The 14,221-nt window shown below is 67.0% G+C and carries 21 protein-coding genes and 4 tRNA genes; 9 read left to right on the forward strand and 16 right to left on the reverse strand.

Annotation, left to right across the window (positions count from 1 at the left end):
* Positions 1 to 129: 129 nt before the first annotated feature.
* The 3 genes from GDR74_RS14785 (at position 130) to GDR74_RS14795 (ending at position 2,929) form a co-directional block, all read left to right on the forward strand.
* Positions 130 to 954 carry a 3'(2'),5'-bisphosphate nucleotidase CysQ family protein gene (locus tag GDR74_RS14785; protein WP_152587018.1) on the forward strand — a complete coding sequence of 275 codons (825 nt, stop codon included), beginning with the start codon at positions 130 to 132 and terminating at the stop codon, positions 952 to 954.
* Positions 955 to 1,124: 170 nt separating this feature from the next.
* Entirely contained in the window at positions 1,125 to 1,724 is a 600-nt protein-coding gene (locus GDR74_RS14790; protein WP_152587019.1) for a DUF1134 domain-containing protein, read from the forward strand.
* Between the two features lie 92 nt (positions 1,725 to 1,816).
* Positions 1,817 to 2,929 (forward strand): coiled-coil domain-containing protein, encoded by a 1,113-nt coding sequence (locus GDR74_RS14795; protein ID WP_152587020.1) that lies wholly within the window; start codon positions 1,817 to 1,819, stop codon positions 2,927 to 2,929.
* 102 nt (positions 2,930 to 3,031) lie between these two features.
* Here GDR74_RS14795 and GDR74_RS14800 read toward each other — a convergent pair whose 3' ends face one another.
* On the reverse strand, positions 3,032 to 3,364 hold the full coding sequence (locus GDR74_RS14800) for a hypothetical protein (protein ID WP_246179596.1): 333 nt from the start codon (positions 3,362 to 3,364) through the stop codon (positions 3,032 to 3,034).
* Positions 3,365 to 3,425: 61 nt separating this feature from the next.
* A complete protein-coding gene (locus tag GDR74_RS14805; RefSeq protein WP_152587021.1) occupies positions 3,426 to 4,289 on the reverse strand; it encodes a D-amino-acid transaminase in 864 nt (287 codons plus the stop codon).
* Positions 4,290 to 4,402: 113 nt separating this feature from the next.
* On the opposite strand from GDR74_RS14805, the gene GDR74_RS14810 reads away from it, so the two are divergent.
* Positions 4,403 to 5,014, forward strand: coding sequence for a hypothetical protein (locus GDR74_RS14810; RefSeq protein WP_152587022.1), 612 nt, complete (start codon positions 4,403 to 4,405; stop codon positions 5,012 to 5,014).
* A gap of 15 nt (positions 5,015 to 5,029) precedes the next feature.
* Here the strand turns inward: GDR74_RS14810 and GDR74_RS14815 are convergent, their stop codons facing one another.
* The 7 genes from GDR74_RS14815 to GDR74_RS14845 all read right to left on the reverse strand — a co-directional run bounded on the left by GDR74_RS14815 (position 5,030) and on the right by GDR74_RS14845 (position 8,985).
* Positions 5,030 to 5,341 (reverse strand): SWIB/MDM2 domain-containing protein, encoded by a 312-nt coding sequence (locus tag GDR74_RS14815; protein ID WP_152587023.1) that lies wholly within the window; start codon positions 5,339 to 5,341, stop codon positions 5,030 to 5,032.
* Between the two features lie 158 nt (positions 5,342 to 5,499).
* Entirely contained in the window at positions 5,500 to 6,021 is a 522-nt protein-coding gene (locus GDR74_RS14820; protein ID WP_246179604.1) for a response regulator, read from the reverse strand.
* 49 nt (positions 6,022 to 6,070) lie between these two features.
* Positions 6,071 to 6,424, reverse strand: a complete 354-nt coding sequence (locus tag GDR74_RS18245; RefSeq protein ID WP_194164553.1) for a response regulator — start codon at positions 6,422 to 6,424, stop codon at positions 6,071 to 6,073.
* Positions 6,425 to 6,874: 450 nt separating this feature from the next.
* Positions 6,875 to 7,618, reverse strand: coding sequence for a hypothetical protein (locus GDR74_RS14830; RefSeq protein ID WP_152587025.1), 744 nt, complete (start codon positions 7,616 to 7,618; stop codon positions 6,875 to 6,877).
* Between the two features lie 18 nt (positions 7,619 to 7,636).
* Positions 7,637 to 8,035: a DUF3618 domain-containing protein gene (locus GDR74_RS14835; protein ID WP_152587026.1), complete on the reverse strand. Its 399-nt coding sequence runs from the start codon at positions 8,033 to 8,035 to the stop codon at positions 7,637 to 7,639.
* Positions 8,032 to 8,427, reverse strand: coding sequence for a phage holin family protein (locus GDR74_RS14840; protein ID WP_152587027.1), 396 nt, complete (start codon positions 8,425 to 8,427; stop codon positions 8,032 to 8,034). Before GDR74_RS14840 ends, GDR74_RS14835 begins: the two co-directional genes overlap by 4 nt.
* Positions 8,428 to 8,436: 9 nt before the next feature.
* Positions 8,437 to 8,985: a hypothetical protein gene (locus tag GDR74_RS14845; RefSeq protein WP_194164554.1), complete on the reverse strand. Its 549-nt coding sequence runs from the start codon at positions 8,983 to 8,985 to the stop codon at positions 8,437 to 8,439.
* 137 nt (positions 8,986 to 9,122) lie between these two features.
* Between GDR74_RS14845 and GDR74_RS14850 the strand changes: the two genes are divergently transcribed.
* Positions 9,123 to 10,115, forward strand: a complete 993-nt coding sequence (locus GDR74_RS14850; protein WP_152587028.1) for a YihY/virulence factor BrkB family protein — start codon at positions 9,123 to 9,125, stop codon at positions 10,113 to 10,115.
* 9 nt (positions 10,116 to 10,124) lie between these two features.
* Here GDR74_RS14850 and GDR74_RS14855 read toward each other — a convergent pair whose 3' ends face one another.
* Positions 10,125 to 10,511, reverse strand: coding sequence for a helix-turn-helix domain-containing protein (locus GDR74_RS14855; protein ID WP_246179606.1), 387 nt, complete (start codon positions 10,509 to 10,511; stop codon positions 10,125 to 10,127).
* 112 nt (positions 10,512 to 10,623) lie between these two features.
* Between GDR74_RS14855 and GDR74_RS14860 the strand changes: the two genes are divergently transcribed.
* The 3 genes from GDR74_RS14860 (at position 10,624) to GDR74_RS14870 (ending at position 12,309) form a co-directional block, all read left to right on the forward strand.
* Complete coding sequence (locus GDR74_RS14860) at positions 10,624 to 11,355, forward strand: LuxR family transcriptional regulator (RefSeq protein WP_246179608.1); 732 nt, start codon at positions 10,624 to 10,626, stop codon at positions 11,353 to 11,355.
* A gap of 80 nt (positions 11,356 to 11,435) precedes the next feature.
* Positions 11,436 to 12,077, forward strand: coding sequence for an acyl-homoserine-lactone synthase (locus tag GDR74_RS14865; RefSeq protein ID WP_152587031.1), 642 nt, complete (start codon positions 11,436 to 11,438; stop codon positions 12,075 to 12,077).
* On the forward strand, positions 12,064 to 12,309 hold the full coding sequence (locus GDR74_RS14870) for a hypothetical protein (RefSeq protein ID WP_152587032.1): 246 nt from the start codon (positions 12,064 to 12,066) through the stop codon (positions 12,307 to 12,309). Before GDR74_RS14865 ends, GDR74_RS14870 begins: the two co-directional genes overlap by 14 nt.
* Positions 12,310 to 12,392: 83 nt before the next feature.
* On the opposite strand, the gene GDR74_RS14875 is transcribed toward GDR74_RS14870, so the two are convergent.
* Positions 12,393 to 12,887 carry a YciE/YciF ferroxidase family protein gene (locus tag GDR74_RS14875; protein WP_152587033.1) on the reverse strand — a complete coding sequence of 165 codons (495 nt, stop codon included), beginning with the start codon at positions 12,885 to 12,887 and terminating at the stop codon, positions 12,393 to 12,395.
* Between the two features lie 171 nt (positions 12,888 to 13,058).
* Here GDR74_RS14875 and GDR74_RS14880 point away from each other — a divergent pair, with 171 nt between their 5' ends.
* On the forward strand, positions 13,059 to 13,289 hold the full coding sequence (locus GDR74_RS14880) for a YgaP-like transmembrane domain (protein ID WP_281349023.1): 231 nt from the start codon (positions 13,059 to 13,061) through the stop codon (positions 13,287 to 13,289).
* 95 nt (positions 13,290 to 13,384) lie between these two features.
* Here the strand turns inward: GDR74_RS14880 and GDR74_RS14885 are convergent, their stop codons facing one another.
* From GDR74_RS14885 to GDR74_RS14905, 5 genes are all read right to left on the reverse strand, one after another.
* Positions 13,385 to 13,654 (reverse strand): GlsB/YeaQ/YmgE family stress response membrane protein, encoded by a 270-nt coding sequence (locus tag GDR74_RS14885; RefSeq protein WP_152587034.1) that lies wholly within the window; start codon positions 13,652 to 13,654, stop codon positions 13,385 to 13,387.
* Between the two features lie 126 nt (positions 13,655 to 13,780).
* A tRNA-Asp gene (locus GDR74_RS14890) sits at positions 13,781 to 13,857 on the reverse strand.
* Positions 13,858 to 13,872: 15 nt separating this feature from the next.
* Positions 13,873 to 13,947: transfer RNA gene (locus tag GDR74_RS14895), tRNA-Gly, on the reverse strand.
* 20 nt (positions 13,948 to 13,967) lie between these two features.
* Positions 13,968 to 14,043: transfer RNA gene (locus GDR74_RS14900), tRNA-Ala, on the reverse strand.
* A gap of 98 nt (positions 14,044 to 14,141) precedes the next feature.
* A tRNA-Arg gene (locus GDR74_RS14905) sits at positions 14,142 to 14,218 on the reverse strand.
* Positions 14,219 to 14,221: the final 3 nt, after the last annotated feature.

Below are 14,221 nucleotides of genomic sequence, written 5' to 3' on the forward strand. Positions count from 1 at the left end.
GCACAATCGGGTTTCGATCTGCGAAACTTAGACGACAAGAGGAAAGAGAACGTGAACCGGGATACCCGCCTCCGAGTTCTTTGAAAAGCAGGCGTAAGGATCCCTCATGCCCGGCCGAGCGGCGCAATCATGACAGGCCTCGACGACAGCGACATGGACGTTCTGGCGCGGCGGCTCGCCGCCATCGCCATCGAGGCCGGGCATGTCCTGCGCCGGATGGAGCATGCCCTCGTCGACAGGTACGTCAAGGACGACGGCACGCCCTGCACCCTTGCGGATCTCGCCTCCGAGGAGATCATTCTCAGGCAGCTGAACCTCGCCTGGCCCGGCATTCCGGTCATCGCCGAGGAGACGGCGAGCCGCGCGGATACCGACACCTACTTCTTCCTGGTCGACCCCCTCGACGGAACGGGGGACTTCATTCACGGGACGGGCGAGTACAGCGTCAACATCGCCCTGGTGCACAGGGATCGCCCGGTCTGCGCCGTGGTGGCCGCGCCCGCGCTCGGGAAGGTCTGGATCGCGGGAACGAGGGCCGAGGCGGGAGCCGTCCCGGACACCGCTGAGGCTTCCATCGCATGGCAGCCGGTCCGGGCGCGGGCCGCGCCGGAGAACGGCCTCGTCGCCCTGGTCAGCCGGCGGCACGGCGACCGCGCGACGGAAGCCTGCCTCGCCACCCTCTCCATCGGCACCCGGCGCATGACCTCGTCCGCCCTGAAATTCTGTCTGATCGCCTCGGGAGAGGCGGACGTCTACGTCCGCTGCGGCCCCACCATGGAATGGGACACGGCGGCGGGCGACCACATCCTCTCCTGCGCCGGCGGGCGGGTCGTCGGGCCCGGCGGCGCAAGGCTGACCTACGGGCACAGGGATCGCGACTACCGCAACGGCCCCTTCGCCGCCCTGGGCGACGTCGCCCTCGCTCCCCGCCTCGCTCTCCCCGTCTCCTGTTGACCCTTCGGCAGATTCCGGGCTGCCGTACAGAGATTGTTAGGGTTGACGGCCTTAAAACGGTCCGTCGACGGTGCTCAGGACCGTTCCGGCCAGGGCGCAAGGCCCGCAGGTCGATCCGGCACTTTCCTGCCGGCGCTCCGCCGCCGGCGTCTCATGCGAGGAGATTGCTCATGGGCTCGCGAACCATCTTCCTGACGGCGGCCTTCGCCGCGGCCCTTCTCGGGGCTTCCGCCACGCAGGCGCCGGCGCAGGTGTCCCGCTCCAGCTACCCCGCCCCTACAGCGCCGAACTCATACAACTCGAACGATCTCGTCGAATCGGGGCACAAGTTCTTCGGCTCCGCATCGCGGGGCCTCGCCATGGCGGTCGAGGAGGCGGTCCGGCGCTGGGGAGAGCCCAACGGCTACATCCTCGGGCAGGAGGCCTCGGGTGCGTTCTTCGGCGGCCTGCGCTACGGCGAGGGCAAGCTCTTCACCCGCAATGCGGGCGAGCGGCGGGTCTTCTGGCAGGGTCCCTCCCTGGGCTTCGACGTGGGCGGCGAAGGGGCGCGCACGATGATGCTCGTCTACAACCTCTCGGCCGTGAACGCCCTCTACAAGCGCTTCGTCGGGATCGACGGCTCCGCCTATTTCGTCGGGGGGTTCGGGATCTCGGCCGCCGCGGCGGACGAAATGGTCGTGGTGCCGATCCGGTCGGGCGTGGGCGCCCGCCTCGGGATCAACATGGGATATCTGAAGTTCACCCCCGAACCGACCTGGAATCCCTTCTGATCTGCGCTAGAAAGGGCTTTCCGGAGGGCGGCGCGGGCACAAGACTGGGTGCTTGAGCGTTACCGCTCGGCACCTGGAGGTTTGGAGTCCGCGTGATCGAGACCGTCATGATCTTCGCGCTGGGGTTCCTCGCGGCAACCCTGATCGCGCTTCTCGTCATCCCGGCGATCAACGGCCGCGCGGAGCGCCTGGCGCGCCGCCGGGCCGAGGCCCTGTTCCCCATGTCCATCGAGGAGCTCACCGCGGAGAAGGATCATCTGCGGGCGGAGTTCGCGGTGCTGCAGCGGCGGCTCGAGCGCAAGGCCGAGGAAGCCCAGGCGGTCAAGCACGAGAGCATGGAGGAGCTCGGCCGCCGCGCCCTCAGGATCCAGGAGCTGACGGACACGCTTGCCGAGCGCGACGGGACCATCGCCGCCCTGGAGGCCGAGCTGAAGGCGACGAAGGACACCCTCGCCGCGACCGCGGAGGAGCTGGCGCAGACCCGCGCCTCCCTCGCAGGCGCGCGCGAAACCCTGGCGGCCCTGGAGAACGCGCACCGGGCGACCCTGGACGAGCTCTCCAACACCCGGCGGGAGCTCGACGGCGCGCAGTCGGACCTGACCCGGACGAGGGCTTCCCTCGAACGCGCGGAGGAAAGGGCGACGGAGCGCGATGCGGCCCACAGGGACGCGGAGGAGCGGCTGAGCGCGGCCCTGGGCGAGCTCGACGTGAAGCGGATCACGATTTCCGACCTCGAGACGCGGCTCATGACCCAGACGGCCCGCGGCAACGATTTCGAGCGCGCCCTCAACGAGCGCCACAGCGAGCTTTCCGACGAGCGCAAGCGGCTGACGGAGCTTGCGAGGAGCCTCTCGGCCGAGCAGGAGCGCGGGCTGATCCTCGAGCAGCGCATCCGCGAGCTGGAAGCGGAGCGGGATGAAAAGGCTTCCGCCGTCGCCGCCCTCACGGCGAAGCTCGCCGCAGCGGAGGGCGCGAAGGACGGGCCCTCCGCGCAACCGCCGGCGGACGCCGGGATCGACGATCTGCGCCGCCAGATCGTGGAACTGGCCGACCGGATCGTCACGGACGGCAAGGATCGCAGGGCGGGCGGCCGGAACGGCAAGGCCCAGAGCGCCAAGGATCAAGGCGCCAAGGATCAAGGCGCCAAGGATCAAGGCGCCAAGGACCAGCCGGCCAGGCCCGGCCGACGCCGGCGCGCCGGCTGAGAGCTTTTCCAAGCGGTCGAGAGCGGGTTTGCACCCTGACGGGCCGACCGGAGAGCCGCGGCGCGGCTCGCCGTTCACGATTGCGAACCGTTGCGCGTTTTCCTATTTCGGGTCGAGGCTCTGGTTGCCCCCGGGGCTTCCCGGCGGGGGGATGACCCGGGTCGTGCCCGGATCGGGCACCGGCGCCGGGACGGTCATGTCCGGCGTCGCGGTCGGAGGCGGCTTGATTACCCCGTCGCTCTTCTCGAGCTTGTCGCTCAGGGTTCCCGTGGAACCGGTCTGGGAGGGATCGCTGGGTTCGATCTTCTCCGCCGGCATCTGATGCGGCGCGGGCATGTTCGGCGCCTGGGGCGGCAGGACAGGAGCCTGATTCTGGGCCCAGGCCCCCGCCGGTCCGGCCGCCGTCATGACCGCGAGAATGATCCATCGCTTCATGGGGTCCGCTCCTTTCAGGGAGAACGGACCGCCCGGGGAGAGGTTCCGGAAAGGACCGGGATCACTCGGCCGCGACGGCCGGCTCCCGGGCCATCTGGAGATAGAGCTCGCGCAGCCGCTTGGTGATCGGTCCGGGCTTGCCGTCGCCGATCCTGCGCCCGTCGATGGACACGATGGGGACCACGAAGTTCGAGGCGCTGGTCAGGAAGGCCTCCGCGGCGTCATAGGCCTCCTCGACCGTGAACCGGCGCTCCTCGAGGACGATTCCGTCCTCCCGGGACAGCCGCAGCAGCGACTGCCGGGTGATGCCGGGCAGGATGGCGTTGGAGAGCGGCCGCACGACGATGCTGCCCGCCTTCGTGACGATGAAGGCGCTCGACGAGCCCCCCTCGGTCACGTAGCCGTCCTCGACCATCCAGGCCTCCTGGGCGCCCTTCTCCCTGGCCTCCTGCTTGGCGAGCACCTGGGCCAGGAGGGAGATCGACTTGATGTCGCGGCGCTCCCAGCGCCGGTCGGGCACCGTGACCACGGCGATGCCGTCGCGGGCGGCCGGCGTGTCGGCGATGGCCTTCGCCTGGGTGAACATCGTCACGGTCGGCGCGACGCCCTGCGGGAAGAAGAAGTCGCGCTCCGCGACGCCCCGGGTGACCTGGAGGTAAAGGAACCCCTCCGTCATGCCGTTGCGGCGGACGAGTTCCTGCTCGAGGCGCGTCCATTCGCTCCGGGAATAGGGATTGTCGATGCGGATCTCCCGGAGGGAACGCTCCAAACGCTCCAGGTGGGCCTCGTTGTCGACCAGCCGTCCGTCGATCACGCCCACGCCCTCGTAGACACCGTCCGAGAACAGGAAGCCTCGGTCCATGATTGGGACCTTGGCCTCTTCGGGAGGCAGAAACGAGCCGTTCAGGAAGACGATGCGGGACATGGGAAACCTCGACAGGACGGGACGGGCGCCCCTGGCCCCGGCGCCTGCGCCGCCTAGTTAACCTAGCGGACGGCCTGCGGCCTCGAGCGACCCGTGCGATAGGTACTCAGATAATGCGGCGGACGCCATATCTCATTTCGTCATTGCTCCCCTTCCTCCTCGCCATGGCGACGGCAGCGGCGGCGCAGGAGCCGCGCTCCTGGTTCGTGGAGCAGGGTTACGTCCCCCCTGCCGGAGGACGGATCGTCGCCTGTCACGGATACGGCTGCATGCGGCGCACGGTGCTCCCCCTGGAGGAGGCGCTGCTCCGGCAGGCCGGCGCGATCATGCGGACGGGCCGCTCCTCGCCGGCCGCCGAGCGCCAGGCGCTCGGCGAGGTGGTGAAGCTCTACACGTCCTATCTCGCGAGGCGGTTCGGGAGCGTTCCGGACGCGCCGCGTTCGCCGCCTTCCCTGTCGGGCGTGAGCGGGCAGATGGACTGCGTGGACGAGGCGGCGAACACGACGAGCCTGCTCCTGGTGCTCCAGGATCAGGGACTTCTGGTGCATCACGAGGTGGAGCGCCCGCAGTCGCGGGGCGTATTCATCGACGGGCGTTACCCGCATACGACCGCCATCATCGCCGAGAAGCGGAGTCACGCGGAATGGGCGGTCGATCCCTGGGCGAAGGCGCCGGGGGAGAGGCCGGATATCCTGCCGCTCGAACGGTGGCGGCAGGATTCCTGACATGACATCGCCGGCCTATTTCAGGTGCTGGGCGATGTGCTTGTTCATTTCGAACATGGTGACCTTCTTCTTGCCGAAGATCGGCTGAAGCTTGTCGTCGGCCAGAATCTCGCGCTTGTTCTCCGGATTCTGCAGGTTGTTCTTCTTGATGTAGTCCCACATCTTGCTCACGACCTCGCCGCGGGGCAGCGGGTTGGAGCCGACGACCGCCGCCAGTTCCTTGGACGGCTGCAGGGGCTGTTGAAGAGCGTTGGGCTTCGACCCGGCCGCTTTCTTGGCCGCAGGCTTCTTCGCACCGGCTTTTCCGTCTGTCGTCTTGGTCGGCATGGATTCCTCCGAGGATGGATGAGAATAAACCCTTCGCAGCCGCGGAAGGGTCTGTGAAGGTCCATCGGCCTGGCCTGAAGCCGGTTGCCGGTCAGATGGCCAATGGGGGCAGAGCTTATGTTTGCGCCGTGCGGTCAGCAAGACCGTTTTGTAAACGATTAAGCGGTTTTCGGGAACGGGACCACATTGCCGGCCAAGTCCTTGGAAGAAGTGGCCTTATTGCCAGCTTTGCGAAGCCGCTTCGTGCGCTCCGCCGCGGAAATGACGTGGGAGACGATCGCTTCGTTCGGGCACGGCTTGGCAAGGAAGGCGGCTCCGGGCGGAAGATCGCCGCAGGAGGGCCACTGCCGCCCCGACATGATCAGGATTTCCGTCCGGCTCCACCGGGCGTGCACCTGCTGGGCGAGTTCGAATCCGCTGCACCCATAGGGCATGTCCACATCGGTCAGCAGTACGTCGACCGTCAGCCCGGCCTCCAGGATCGTCAGCGCCTCCGCGGAATTCGCAGCCTCGACGACCTTGAAGCCTGCATCCTCGAGCAGGTCCGAAATGAAAAGACGGATGAGGGGTTCGTCCTCGACGAGAAGAACTGTGGACTGATCCTCGACCATCATACGGGAACTCGCGACTCGACGCTTCTCAACGCCCCACGCCTGAGCTTGTTCCGCTTCGGGGCGCATTTTTGCCTCCGCGGAGGTTCGCGCCTATGTGGCGCGGCGGAGCGCGGCCTCAATGCAGAGGCAGGGCCGAAGCGGCGATCCGCAGCGAAGACAGGATCGCCTCGTCCTCGAATGGTTTGGCGATGAAGGAGGCCTGCTCCAGCCCGGCAGGGACCTCCTGCGGGGCGGACGCGGAGACGAAGGAGAAGGGAATCCCCCTCTCCTGAAGCTCCGACGCCACGTCGAAGCTCTTGCCGTCGGTCAGGTCGATGTCGAGCAGGGCATAGTCGAAGCCGTCATCGAGATGCGGCCAGACCTCCCGGATCGAACTGTAGACGCCGACGACCTCATGAGCCCTTTCCTCCAGGAGGGCCTGGAGGTCCATCGCAATGAAGGGATCGTCCTCCAAGATCAGAACGCGCACCCGCCGGCTCCCTCGAACAGTTGGACTTCGGCCTTGGAAATCGGGCGCCGGCGAACCGACGCAACTTTGTTCTGCGAACACAGAGAGAACGACTTCAGAGCCGCGGAGTTCCGCTCCTGGGAACCGGGGCCGGACATTCAGAAGAGTTATGGTAAAGGGATTAGCCGGACATGGCGGAACCTGACCGGGAAAGTATTTGCGCCCCAGCTTCTTGAAAGCGTCGCGGGCGGTCCCTATCTCTCCCTCAACCCGGCGAGACGATCGACGCCGGATACGGTCACGATGCCGAAGCCATGACGCCGGATGTACGCGCATGACTTCGCCGTGGCCGTTGTTTTTTGGCCTTTTCCTCCGGAACGGCTCTTCTTCTGGAATTCGCAGCGGATAAACGAAAAGCACCGGCCGGGGCCGGTGCCATCTCTCGTCGGCCGGACGTTGCGCCGGAGCCGGTCAGTGCGGATTGGAACGGGTCCGGTCGGGTTCGAACTCGCTCTCGTGGCGGCTGAAGCGCTCCTCGTCGCCGGAGAAGGTCTCCTCCACGTATTCCCTTCCCCGCTCGGTCGCGGCGCGGGCATAGCGCAGGCCCTGGTTGCGGACCTCGTCGGCCCACTCCCCGAACATCGCGTCCTCGCGGCGCGTGCGCGGCAGGAGCGCCCCGAGCAAGAGGCCTGCGGCAAGGCCGACGATGCCGACCACCATGGGATTCTCGGCGATGTAGTTCTGGACGCCGTTCCGCGCACGGCCGAACTGCCTCATCGAGCGGTCGCGCATGTGGCCCAGCCGCTCCTGCTGGTGACGGTAACGGTCGGACGCCCAGTCGGAAGCCCGCTCGTAGGTGTCCTGCGCCCATTCGGAAGCGCTCTCATAGGCCTCGGTAGCCTTATGCCGGGCCTGCTCGGCGGCCTCACGGACCTTCTCGCCCGTCTGCTCGACGGCCTGCTGCGCCTTCTCCGTGACTCCGCCGGACTGACCCTGGGAGCGGCTGCCGCCCGAGTCCTGCCCGCCCAGAGGGTGCGACGTGTGAGACGCGCGGACTGTGCTCTGAGCGGACTTCCCGTTGTCCTGCGCATGCGGCATGAGAGACTCGCCGACATGGCCGACGGACGTTCCCGCCGAGATCTTGCCGCCGGAACCGCTGTCGGACCCGCTCTTCTGAGACGCCTGCTTGCCTGTTTCGTTCTTCGGATCGGCCATGAAAATCTCCTGTTGAATTCAAATCCGCATGTTCACGCCGCGCCGCCGCTCCAGGACGTCCTGCGGGGATTGCAAGGCCGAGGCGCCGGTTTCGTGGAGGCGCGGCTCCTCCGGATAGGCCGGGATGTCCTCGTCGGCCGTCACGCGGACATGGGTCCGCACCCGCGGCTTGCGTCCGAGCCGGTACAGCAGAAGCCCCATTCCGGCCGCAATGAGCATGACGGGCACCGGGTTGCGCCGGATCGTCGCCAGCATGTGGTCGAAGGTCGGGCCGTAGCGCCCGTTGCGAACCGTCCCGAGCATGTCGTCCATGACGCCCGAGACGGTCAGCTTGCTCTGCAGCTGGTCGATGGTCAGATCGAGCTTGGCCCGGCTGCGCTCGATGTCCCGTTCGAGTTCCTCGATGTTCTGCGTCATCCGGCAACCCTTTCGGACAGAACCTCGGCGTCGCGCTTGATCGAGCGCACGGTCCGCTGCGGCGTGAGAGCCGTCAGGGACATGGCATGCCGGCCGTAGAGGCCGAGCCCGATAGCGACGATCGCCAGGACGCCGCCGACGATCAGCGCCGCGAGCGCCTCCGAATCCACGACGGTGGCGAGCCACTTCACCAGCGACTCGGTGAACAGCATGAGCGCGGCGATGGCGAAGATCGCGGCGACCACCACCATGGCGAGGCCGACGAAGAGGGTGCGGATATTGCCCGCAAGCTCGGTCCGGAACAGGGCGAATTCCTTCTGGGCGAGATCGCTGCTCTCGCGTATCGCCTCGACGACGAGCCCTTGGATGGTCTGATGGTCACGGTCCGGCATGATCGGCTCCTAGCTGGCGGCGCCGGTCGCCCGCGCACGGGCCTGGGGCGCCCGGCCGCGGCGGGTGCCGCCGGTCCTGCCCTGTGAGGAGGACGATGCGTAAGCCTCCTCGCGCAGGTCCTCCGCCGTGCTCTTGATGAAGCGCGCCGCCAGGAAGCCGATGGCCATCGACACGGCGGCCACCGTGGCGGGGCGCCGACGGGCGACATTCTCCATGTCGTTGAAGATATCGGCGAAGGTGCGCTCGCGGATGGTGTCCGCCAGGTGCTCGAGCCCTTCGGCTGCGCTGTCGACGACGGCCTGGATATTCGGCCGGTCCTCGAAGGAACGCGTCGACTCCCTGAGAGAATTGGCGAAGTCGGCAACCGACTGGGCCACGTCGTCCTTCCGGCGGGCCGCATAGTCCGTCGCCTGCTCGCGGGCGGCGTCGATGAAATGCCAGCCCTGCTCCATGGCGGCGTCGGCGATCTCGCCGACATCGCTCTTCAGCGCGTCCCAGTTCTCGTCCTCGCCTTGGTTCCGGCGTTTGGTATCGCTGCCTTGCTGTCCCACGCTCATGACATCCTCTTCCGATCGCGCAGGAGTAACCCATTGAAGCGCAGCAGGTTCCGCCGTCGCGTCCCGTGGGGAGGACCCGCAACATTTGTCCGGGGCCCGCGTTCATCCCAACGGACAAGTTTGCGGCAGAGGACGGCATGAGCGAGGCGGTTTCCGACCGGGCGAACCATCTCAGGGCCCGGGAGCGCGGCCGCGGCAGGGAGGCCGAGAGGCCCCATCACATTCCCTGGCTCGGATGGAAGGACATTCTCCTGCGCCTGTGGGGCGAGATCCTGGAGGACAGGCTCGGCACGGTGGCGGCGGCCACGGCCTTCTTCATTCTTCTCTCCCTGTTCCCGGCCCTCGCGGCTCTCGTCTCGCTCTACGGCCTCGTCGCCGATCCCATCGCCATCGGCGAGCATCTCGCGGACATGGAGGGCTACGTTCCGGCCGCCGTGATCGACCTCGTCGGCGCAGAGCTCCAGAGGCTGATCGGCAACCGCACCAGCACCCTCGGCCTCGGCTTCGCCGGCGGCGTTCTCCTCGCCCTGTGGAGCGCCAACAGCGGCATGCGGGCGCTGCTCGGCGCCCTCAACGTCGCCTACGACGAGACCGAGAAGAGGAGTTTCCTCCGGCTTCTCCTCGTCTCCCTGTGCTTCACCCTCGGAGCCATCGTCTTCATCATCGTGCTCATCAATCTCGTCGTCGGCGTGCCCCTGCTCGTGCGCTTCCTGCATCTCGGGTTCGCGGGCGAGGCGCTGATCGCCGTCCTGCCGGCGCTCCTCATGTTCGGCGTGGCGCTCTTCGGCCTGGCCATGCTCTACCGCTACGGCCCGAGCCGGAGGGTCGCCCGGTGGCGATGGATCACGCCGGGCTCCGTCGTCGCGGCGGCCCTGTGGCTGGTCTTCTCGATCCTGTTCTCGTGGTACCTGTCGAACTGGGCCGACTACTCCGCCACCTACGGCTCGCTGGGCACCATCATCGGCGTCATGATGTGGCTCTATCTGTCCCTGTGGGTCGTCCTGGTCGGGGCGGAGATCAACGCCGAGATCGAGCACCAGACCGCGCAGGACACGACCGCCGGGCCGGAAAGGCCGCTCGGCGAACGCGGAGCGAGCATGGCGGACGACGTCGGCGAGGCGCGGGCCTGACCGCCCGGATCAACGGCCGGAGGCCAGCCAGTCCACGAGATCGGCGACCCTTCTGCGGGCCTCCCCGTCCGGGAGACGCATGAACCCCCGCACCAGGCGCTCGCTCTCGGGGATCAGCAGGAACGCGTTCACGATCCGCTCCCCCGATCCGGCCGGGGCCTCCAGGTCCGGGAGCCCGTCGAAGAAGAACTCGATTCCGACGCCGAGGACCTGGGCGGCGGCGAGGAGCCGGCTCGCCCCGATGCGGTTGGCCCCCTTCTCGTACTTCTGGATCTGCTGGAAGGTCAGGCCGAGCGCCTCGCCCAGCTTTTCCTGGCTCATCCCGAGGGAGATGCGGCGAAGGCGCAGGCGCTCGCCGATGTGCCTGTCGATCGGACCCGGGGACTTCTTCTGCACGGGGACCTCCTTGAATGGCGCCACCATAGCCGCAAAGCTTCCGATCTCAAACCGAAAGTTGAAAAGATATCATATTCCCGCAATAATTGCATCGTTCAGGGGGGGTTGCTTCGTGACCGGCCGCAGCATCGACTACGCGAAAGAGGCCTTCGCCTTCATCGAAGGGCTCGACCTGCTGACGGCGCCGGAGAGCGTGGTGGATGCCATGGAGGCCTCGTTCTCCCGCTTCGGCTTCGAGAACTTCATCGTCACCGGCCTGCCCCATCCCGACCAGCGGATCGAGAGACTCGTCCTGTTGAAGAAATGGCCCGTCGAGTGGTACCGGCTCTACACGGCCCGGTCCTACGACCGCCACGATCCGGTCATCCGCCTCTGCCGCCAGACGGTCCAGCCCTTCGAGTGGTCGGAAGCCGCTTACGATCCGGTCTCCGAGCCCCTGGCGGCGCAGGTGATGAACCAGGCGCGGGAATTCGGGATGCAGGAGGGCTACTGCCTGCCGATCCACGGGCTCAACGGATACGAGGCCTGCCTGTCCATGAGCGGCCGCAGGCTCGACCTCAATCCCCAGACCAAGCCGGCGATCCACCTCATGGCCATGTATGCCTTCGAGCGGGTTCGGCAGATCCTGGCTCCCCCGCTCCACGCGAATCCGCTCACCGCCCGCGAGCGGGAAACCCTGCGCTGGGCGGCGGCGGGCAAGTCGGCCCTGGACACGGGAACGATCATGGGCGTGACGGAGCGGACCGTCACCGCCCATATCGCCAGCGCCTGCCAGAAGCTCGGGGCGGTGAACAAGACCCACGCGGTCGCCAGGGCCCTCCAGCACCGCTTCATCCAGCTCTGACGTTGCGACACTGTAATTTCCTACAATAGGCATTCCGCGCCCGCCGTGGAGAGTCCTCCTGGTCATCGGAGGTCATCGGCATGACATCGGTCCACGTCATCACTGCGGAAAACAGATCGTCCTATCGGAGCGTCCTCGATGCCTATCACCGGGCGCGCCACGACGTGTTTGTCGTGGAACGGGGGTGGCGCAACCTCGACAGGGGCGACGGTCGCGACATCGACGCCTACGACAACGACGCCGCCATCTATCTGATCGCCCTGGAGGGAGACCGCCCCGTGGGCGGCCTGCGGCTCTACCCGACCCTGCTGCCGCACATGATCAGCGAAACCTTTCCGCACCTCGTGCGCGGACAGCCTCTGCGGGGCAGAACCGTCTTCGAGTGCACGCGCTACTTCGTCGTCCGGGAGCGGCGCATGGGCCGGACCGATTGCCGGCTGCTCGCAGCCTTCCAGCAATTCTGCCTGGACGAGGGGATCACGGAGGTAACGGCCGTGGTCGAGATGTGGTGGCTGCCGCGCTGGCAGCAGGCCGGCTTCAAGGTGAGGCCGCTCGGCCTTCCGACGCTGATCGAGAACCAGCCCTGCCTCGCCGTCTCGATCGCCGTCTCGCACCGGAGCCTCGAGCACCTGCGCGGTCTTGCGGGCCTGCGCGGCCCCTGCCTCGTGCGGCGCGACCTGGCGGACACGATCGTCGAACGGGTGCCCCATGCGGCCGCGTGACGACCGGCCCTGCGGCACGATCCTCCGGGAGGAGCTGATGCTTGCCCTCGGCGACGACATCCTCCGCGCCATCGCCGAACTTCCGCCGATCTCGCGCCTGCGGATCCTGGCGTTCCTGCATCTCCTGGAAAGGCCGGACGCGCTCCGGGCCCGCCTCGACGTCGACGCGTCCGGAGAGCTTCGGCTCACCTTGAGCACGGCGCGCCGGGCAGGCTCCGAGTCGAAGCACTGAGGCGCCCGCTCCGGCCGCCATTCGAGCGAAAGCGCCGCGCTGATGAGAGCGCGGCGCTCTTCAAGGTTCCGACGGCGGAGCGGCTACGCGGCCTTCATGTTGACCCGCGCCTCCGCAAGCTTCGTCAGGAGCTGGTCGGTCTTCTTCTCCTCCTCGAGGTTCTGCTCGAGAAGCTTCGCCGCATCGTTCATGCCGAGTTCCTTCGCCCAGGTCCTCAAGGTGCCGTAGCGGGTGATCTCGTAATGCTCGACGGCCTGCGCGGCGGCGAGGATGCCGGCGTCCAGCGCCTCGCTCTCGGCGAAGTCCTCCATGACCTCCTTGCCTTCCTCGATGATCCCGTTGATGGCCTCGCACTGCACGCCGCGGGCCGGCTTGCCGAGAAGCTTGAAGACCTGCTCGAGACGCTCGATCTGCCCTTCGGTCTCGTCGCGGTGGGTCTCGAAGGCCTGCTTGAGCTCTTCCGATTCGGCATTCTTCGCCATCCGCGGGAGGGCTTTGAGAATCTGCTTCTCGGCATAGTAGACGTCCTTCAGGGTGTGAAGGAACAGGTCCTGCAGGGTCTTTTCCTTGCTCGGCATGGCGGGGACTCCTTATCGAACGGTTGTTGAGCGTGGACTCAACGACAGCCAAGGTGCCTGGTTCCGCGCCCTGTCCGAACTGCAGCCGCGCGGCTCGCGGGGCTCTTGCGGGACTGGAACAACACGGACGAGCGTCGCGTTGCGGTTGAGGTTTTTCAAAGGAGAACGAACGTGGCGAACGCGACTTCCGACGAACAGAATCTGACGACCATGGAGCGTGCCGCCTATATCGTGGCAGGTCTCGGATTGGCCGCGGCAGGCGCGAAGCCCCGTCCCAACCCGCTTTTGAACGTCGCCGCCCTGCTCGGGGGCTCCTACCTCGCCTGGCGGGGCTATGTCGGCAACTGCCCCGTGAAGGCGGCCCTGTTCGGCCCCGAGGACACGCCTCCCCGCCTTCGCTGACGGATTGCCCCTCTCGAAGGCCGAGGAAGCATGCAACGCAGAGAAGGCTGCAGAGCTCGCCCTGCAGCCTCGTCGTTTCGGCTGAGCCGCCCCGCTCAGTAGGACGAGGTCGAGCGGCTGCGTCCGGCGATCAGGCCCCAGATGAACAGGACGACGATGGCGCCGACGATGGCGCCGATGAAGCCCGCGCCCTCATCCGCCCTGTACCAGCCGATCGCCTGGCCGAGATAGGTGGCGACGAACGCACCGACGATGCCCAGGATGGTCGTGAGGATGAAGCCGGAGGGCTCGTTGCGCCCCGGCATGATCAGCTTGGCGATGACGCCGGCCACGAACCCGATGATGATAGTCCAGATGATATGCATGACATGTTCCCCTGTCCGATAGCTCACAGGAAACGCGCAGACGTGGCTAAGGTTGCGGCCCCGTTCCGGGCGTCTTCGGAATCGTGATGAGGGGAAGAGAGGGGGCGGTTCTCCGCCGGGATCGACTGGCGCGGGCGACGGGGCTCGAACCCGCGACCTCCGGCGTGACAGGCCGGCACTCTAACCGACTGAGCTACGCCCGCGCATCGATCTGTATTTGGAGCGGGCGAAGGGATTCGAACCCTCGACCCCAACCTTGGCAAGGTTGTGCTCTACCCCTGAGCTACACCCGCACGCCCCATGCCGTCCGGTTTGGTGGAGCCAGGCGGAATCGAACCGCCGACCTCTTGAATGCCATTCAAGCGCTCTCCCAACTGAGCTATGGCCCCAAGCCGAACTGCAATGTCATGCCCCGGAGCCCGAACCTGACGGCCGGTCGCCGAGGATAGTCCTTCCTCAAAGCAGCGCAACGCTGATCGAAGAGAGATGGCGCGCCCGAAAGGATTCGAACCTCTGACCCCCAGATTCGTAGTCTGGTGCTCTATCCAGCTGAGCTACGGGCGCTTG

Source organism: Microvirga thermotolerans (assembly GCF_009363855.1).
GTDB classification, from domain to species: Bacteria; Pseudomonadota; Alphaproteobacteria; order Rhizobiales; family Beijerinckiaceae; genus Microvirga; species Microvirga thermotolerans.

Bases quoted from the DNA above. Each gene is read 5' to 3' on its own strand.
- GDR74_RS14785 (WP_152587018.1), top strand. From the start codon at position 130: ATGACAGGCCTCGACGACAGCGACATGGACGTTCTGGCGCGGCGGCTC.
- GDR74_RS14790 (WP_152587019.1), top strand. From the start codon at position 1,125: ATGGGCTCGCGAACCATCTTCCTGACGGCGGCCTTCGCCGCGGCCCTT.
- GDR74_RS14800 (WP_246179596.1), bottom strand. From the start codon at position 3,364: ATGAAGCGATGGATCATTCTCGCGGTCATGACGGCGGCCGGACCGGCG.
- GDR74_RS14805 (WP_152587021.1), bottom strand. From the start codon at position 4,289: ATGTCCCGCATCGTCTTCCTGAACGGCTCGTTTCTGCCTCCCGAAGAG.
- GDR74_RS14810 (WP_152587022.1), top strand. From the start codon at position 4,403: ATGCGGCGGACGCCATATCTCATTTCGTCATTGCTCCCCTTCCTCCTC.
- GDR74_RS14815 (WP_152587023.1), bottom strand. From the start codon at position 5,341: ATGCCGACCAAGACGACAGACGGAAAAGCCGGTGCGAAGAAGCCTGCG.
- GDR74_RS14820 (WP_246179604.1), bottom strand. From the start codon at position 6,021: ATGCGCCCCGAAGCGGAACAAGCTCAGGCGTGGGGCGTTGAGAAGCGT.
- GDR74_RS14830 (WP_152587025.1), bottom strand. From the start codon at position 7,618: ATGGCCGATCCGAAGAACGAAACAGGCAAGCAGGCGTCTCAGAAGAGC.
- GDR74_RS14835 (WP_152587026.1), bottom strand. From the start codon at position 8,035: ATGACGCAGAACATCGAGGAACTCGAACGGGACATCGAGCGCAGCCGG.
- GDR74_RS14840 (WP_152587027.1), bottom strand. From the start codon at position 8,427: ATGCCGGACCGTGACCATCAGACCATCCAAGGGCTCGTCGTCGAGGCG.
- GDR74_RS14845 (WP_194164554.1), bottom strand. From the start codon at position 8,985: ATGAGCGTGGGACAGCAAGGCAGCGATACCAAACGCCGGAACCAAGGC.
- GDR74_RS14850 (WP_152587028.1), top strand. From the start codon at position 9,123: ATGAGCGAGGCGGTTTCCGACCGGGCGAACCATCTCAGGGCCCGGGAG.
- GDR74_RS14865 (WP_152587031.1), top strand. From the start codon at position 11,436: ATGACATCGGTCCACGTCATCACTGCGGAAAACAGATCGTCCTATCGG.
- GDR74_RS14870 (WP_152587032.1), top strand. From the start codon at position 12,064: ATGCGGCCGCGTGACGACCGGCCCTGCGGCACGATCCTCCGGGAGGAG.
- GDR74_RS14875 (WP_152587033.1), bottom strand. From the start codon at position 12,887: ATGCCGAGCAAGGAAAAGACCCTGCAGGACCTGTTCCTTCACACCCTG.
- GDR74_RS14885 (WP_152587034.1), bottom strand. From the start codon at position 13,654: ATGCATATCATCTGGACTATCATCATCGGGTTCGTGGCCGGCGTCATC.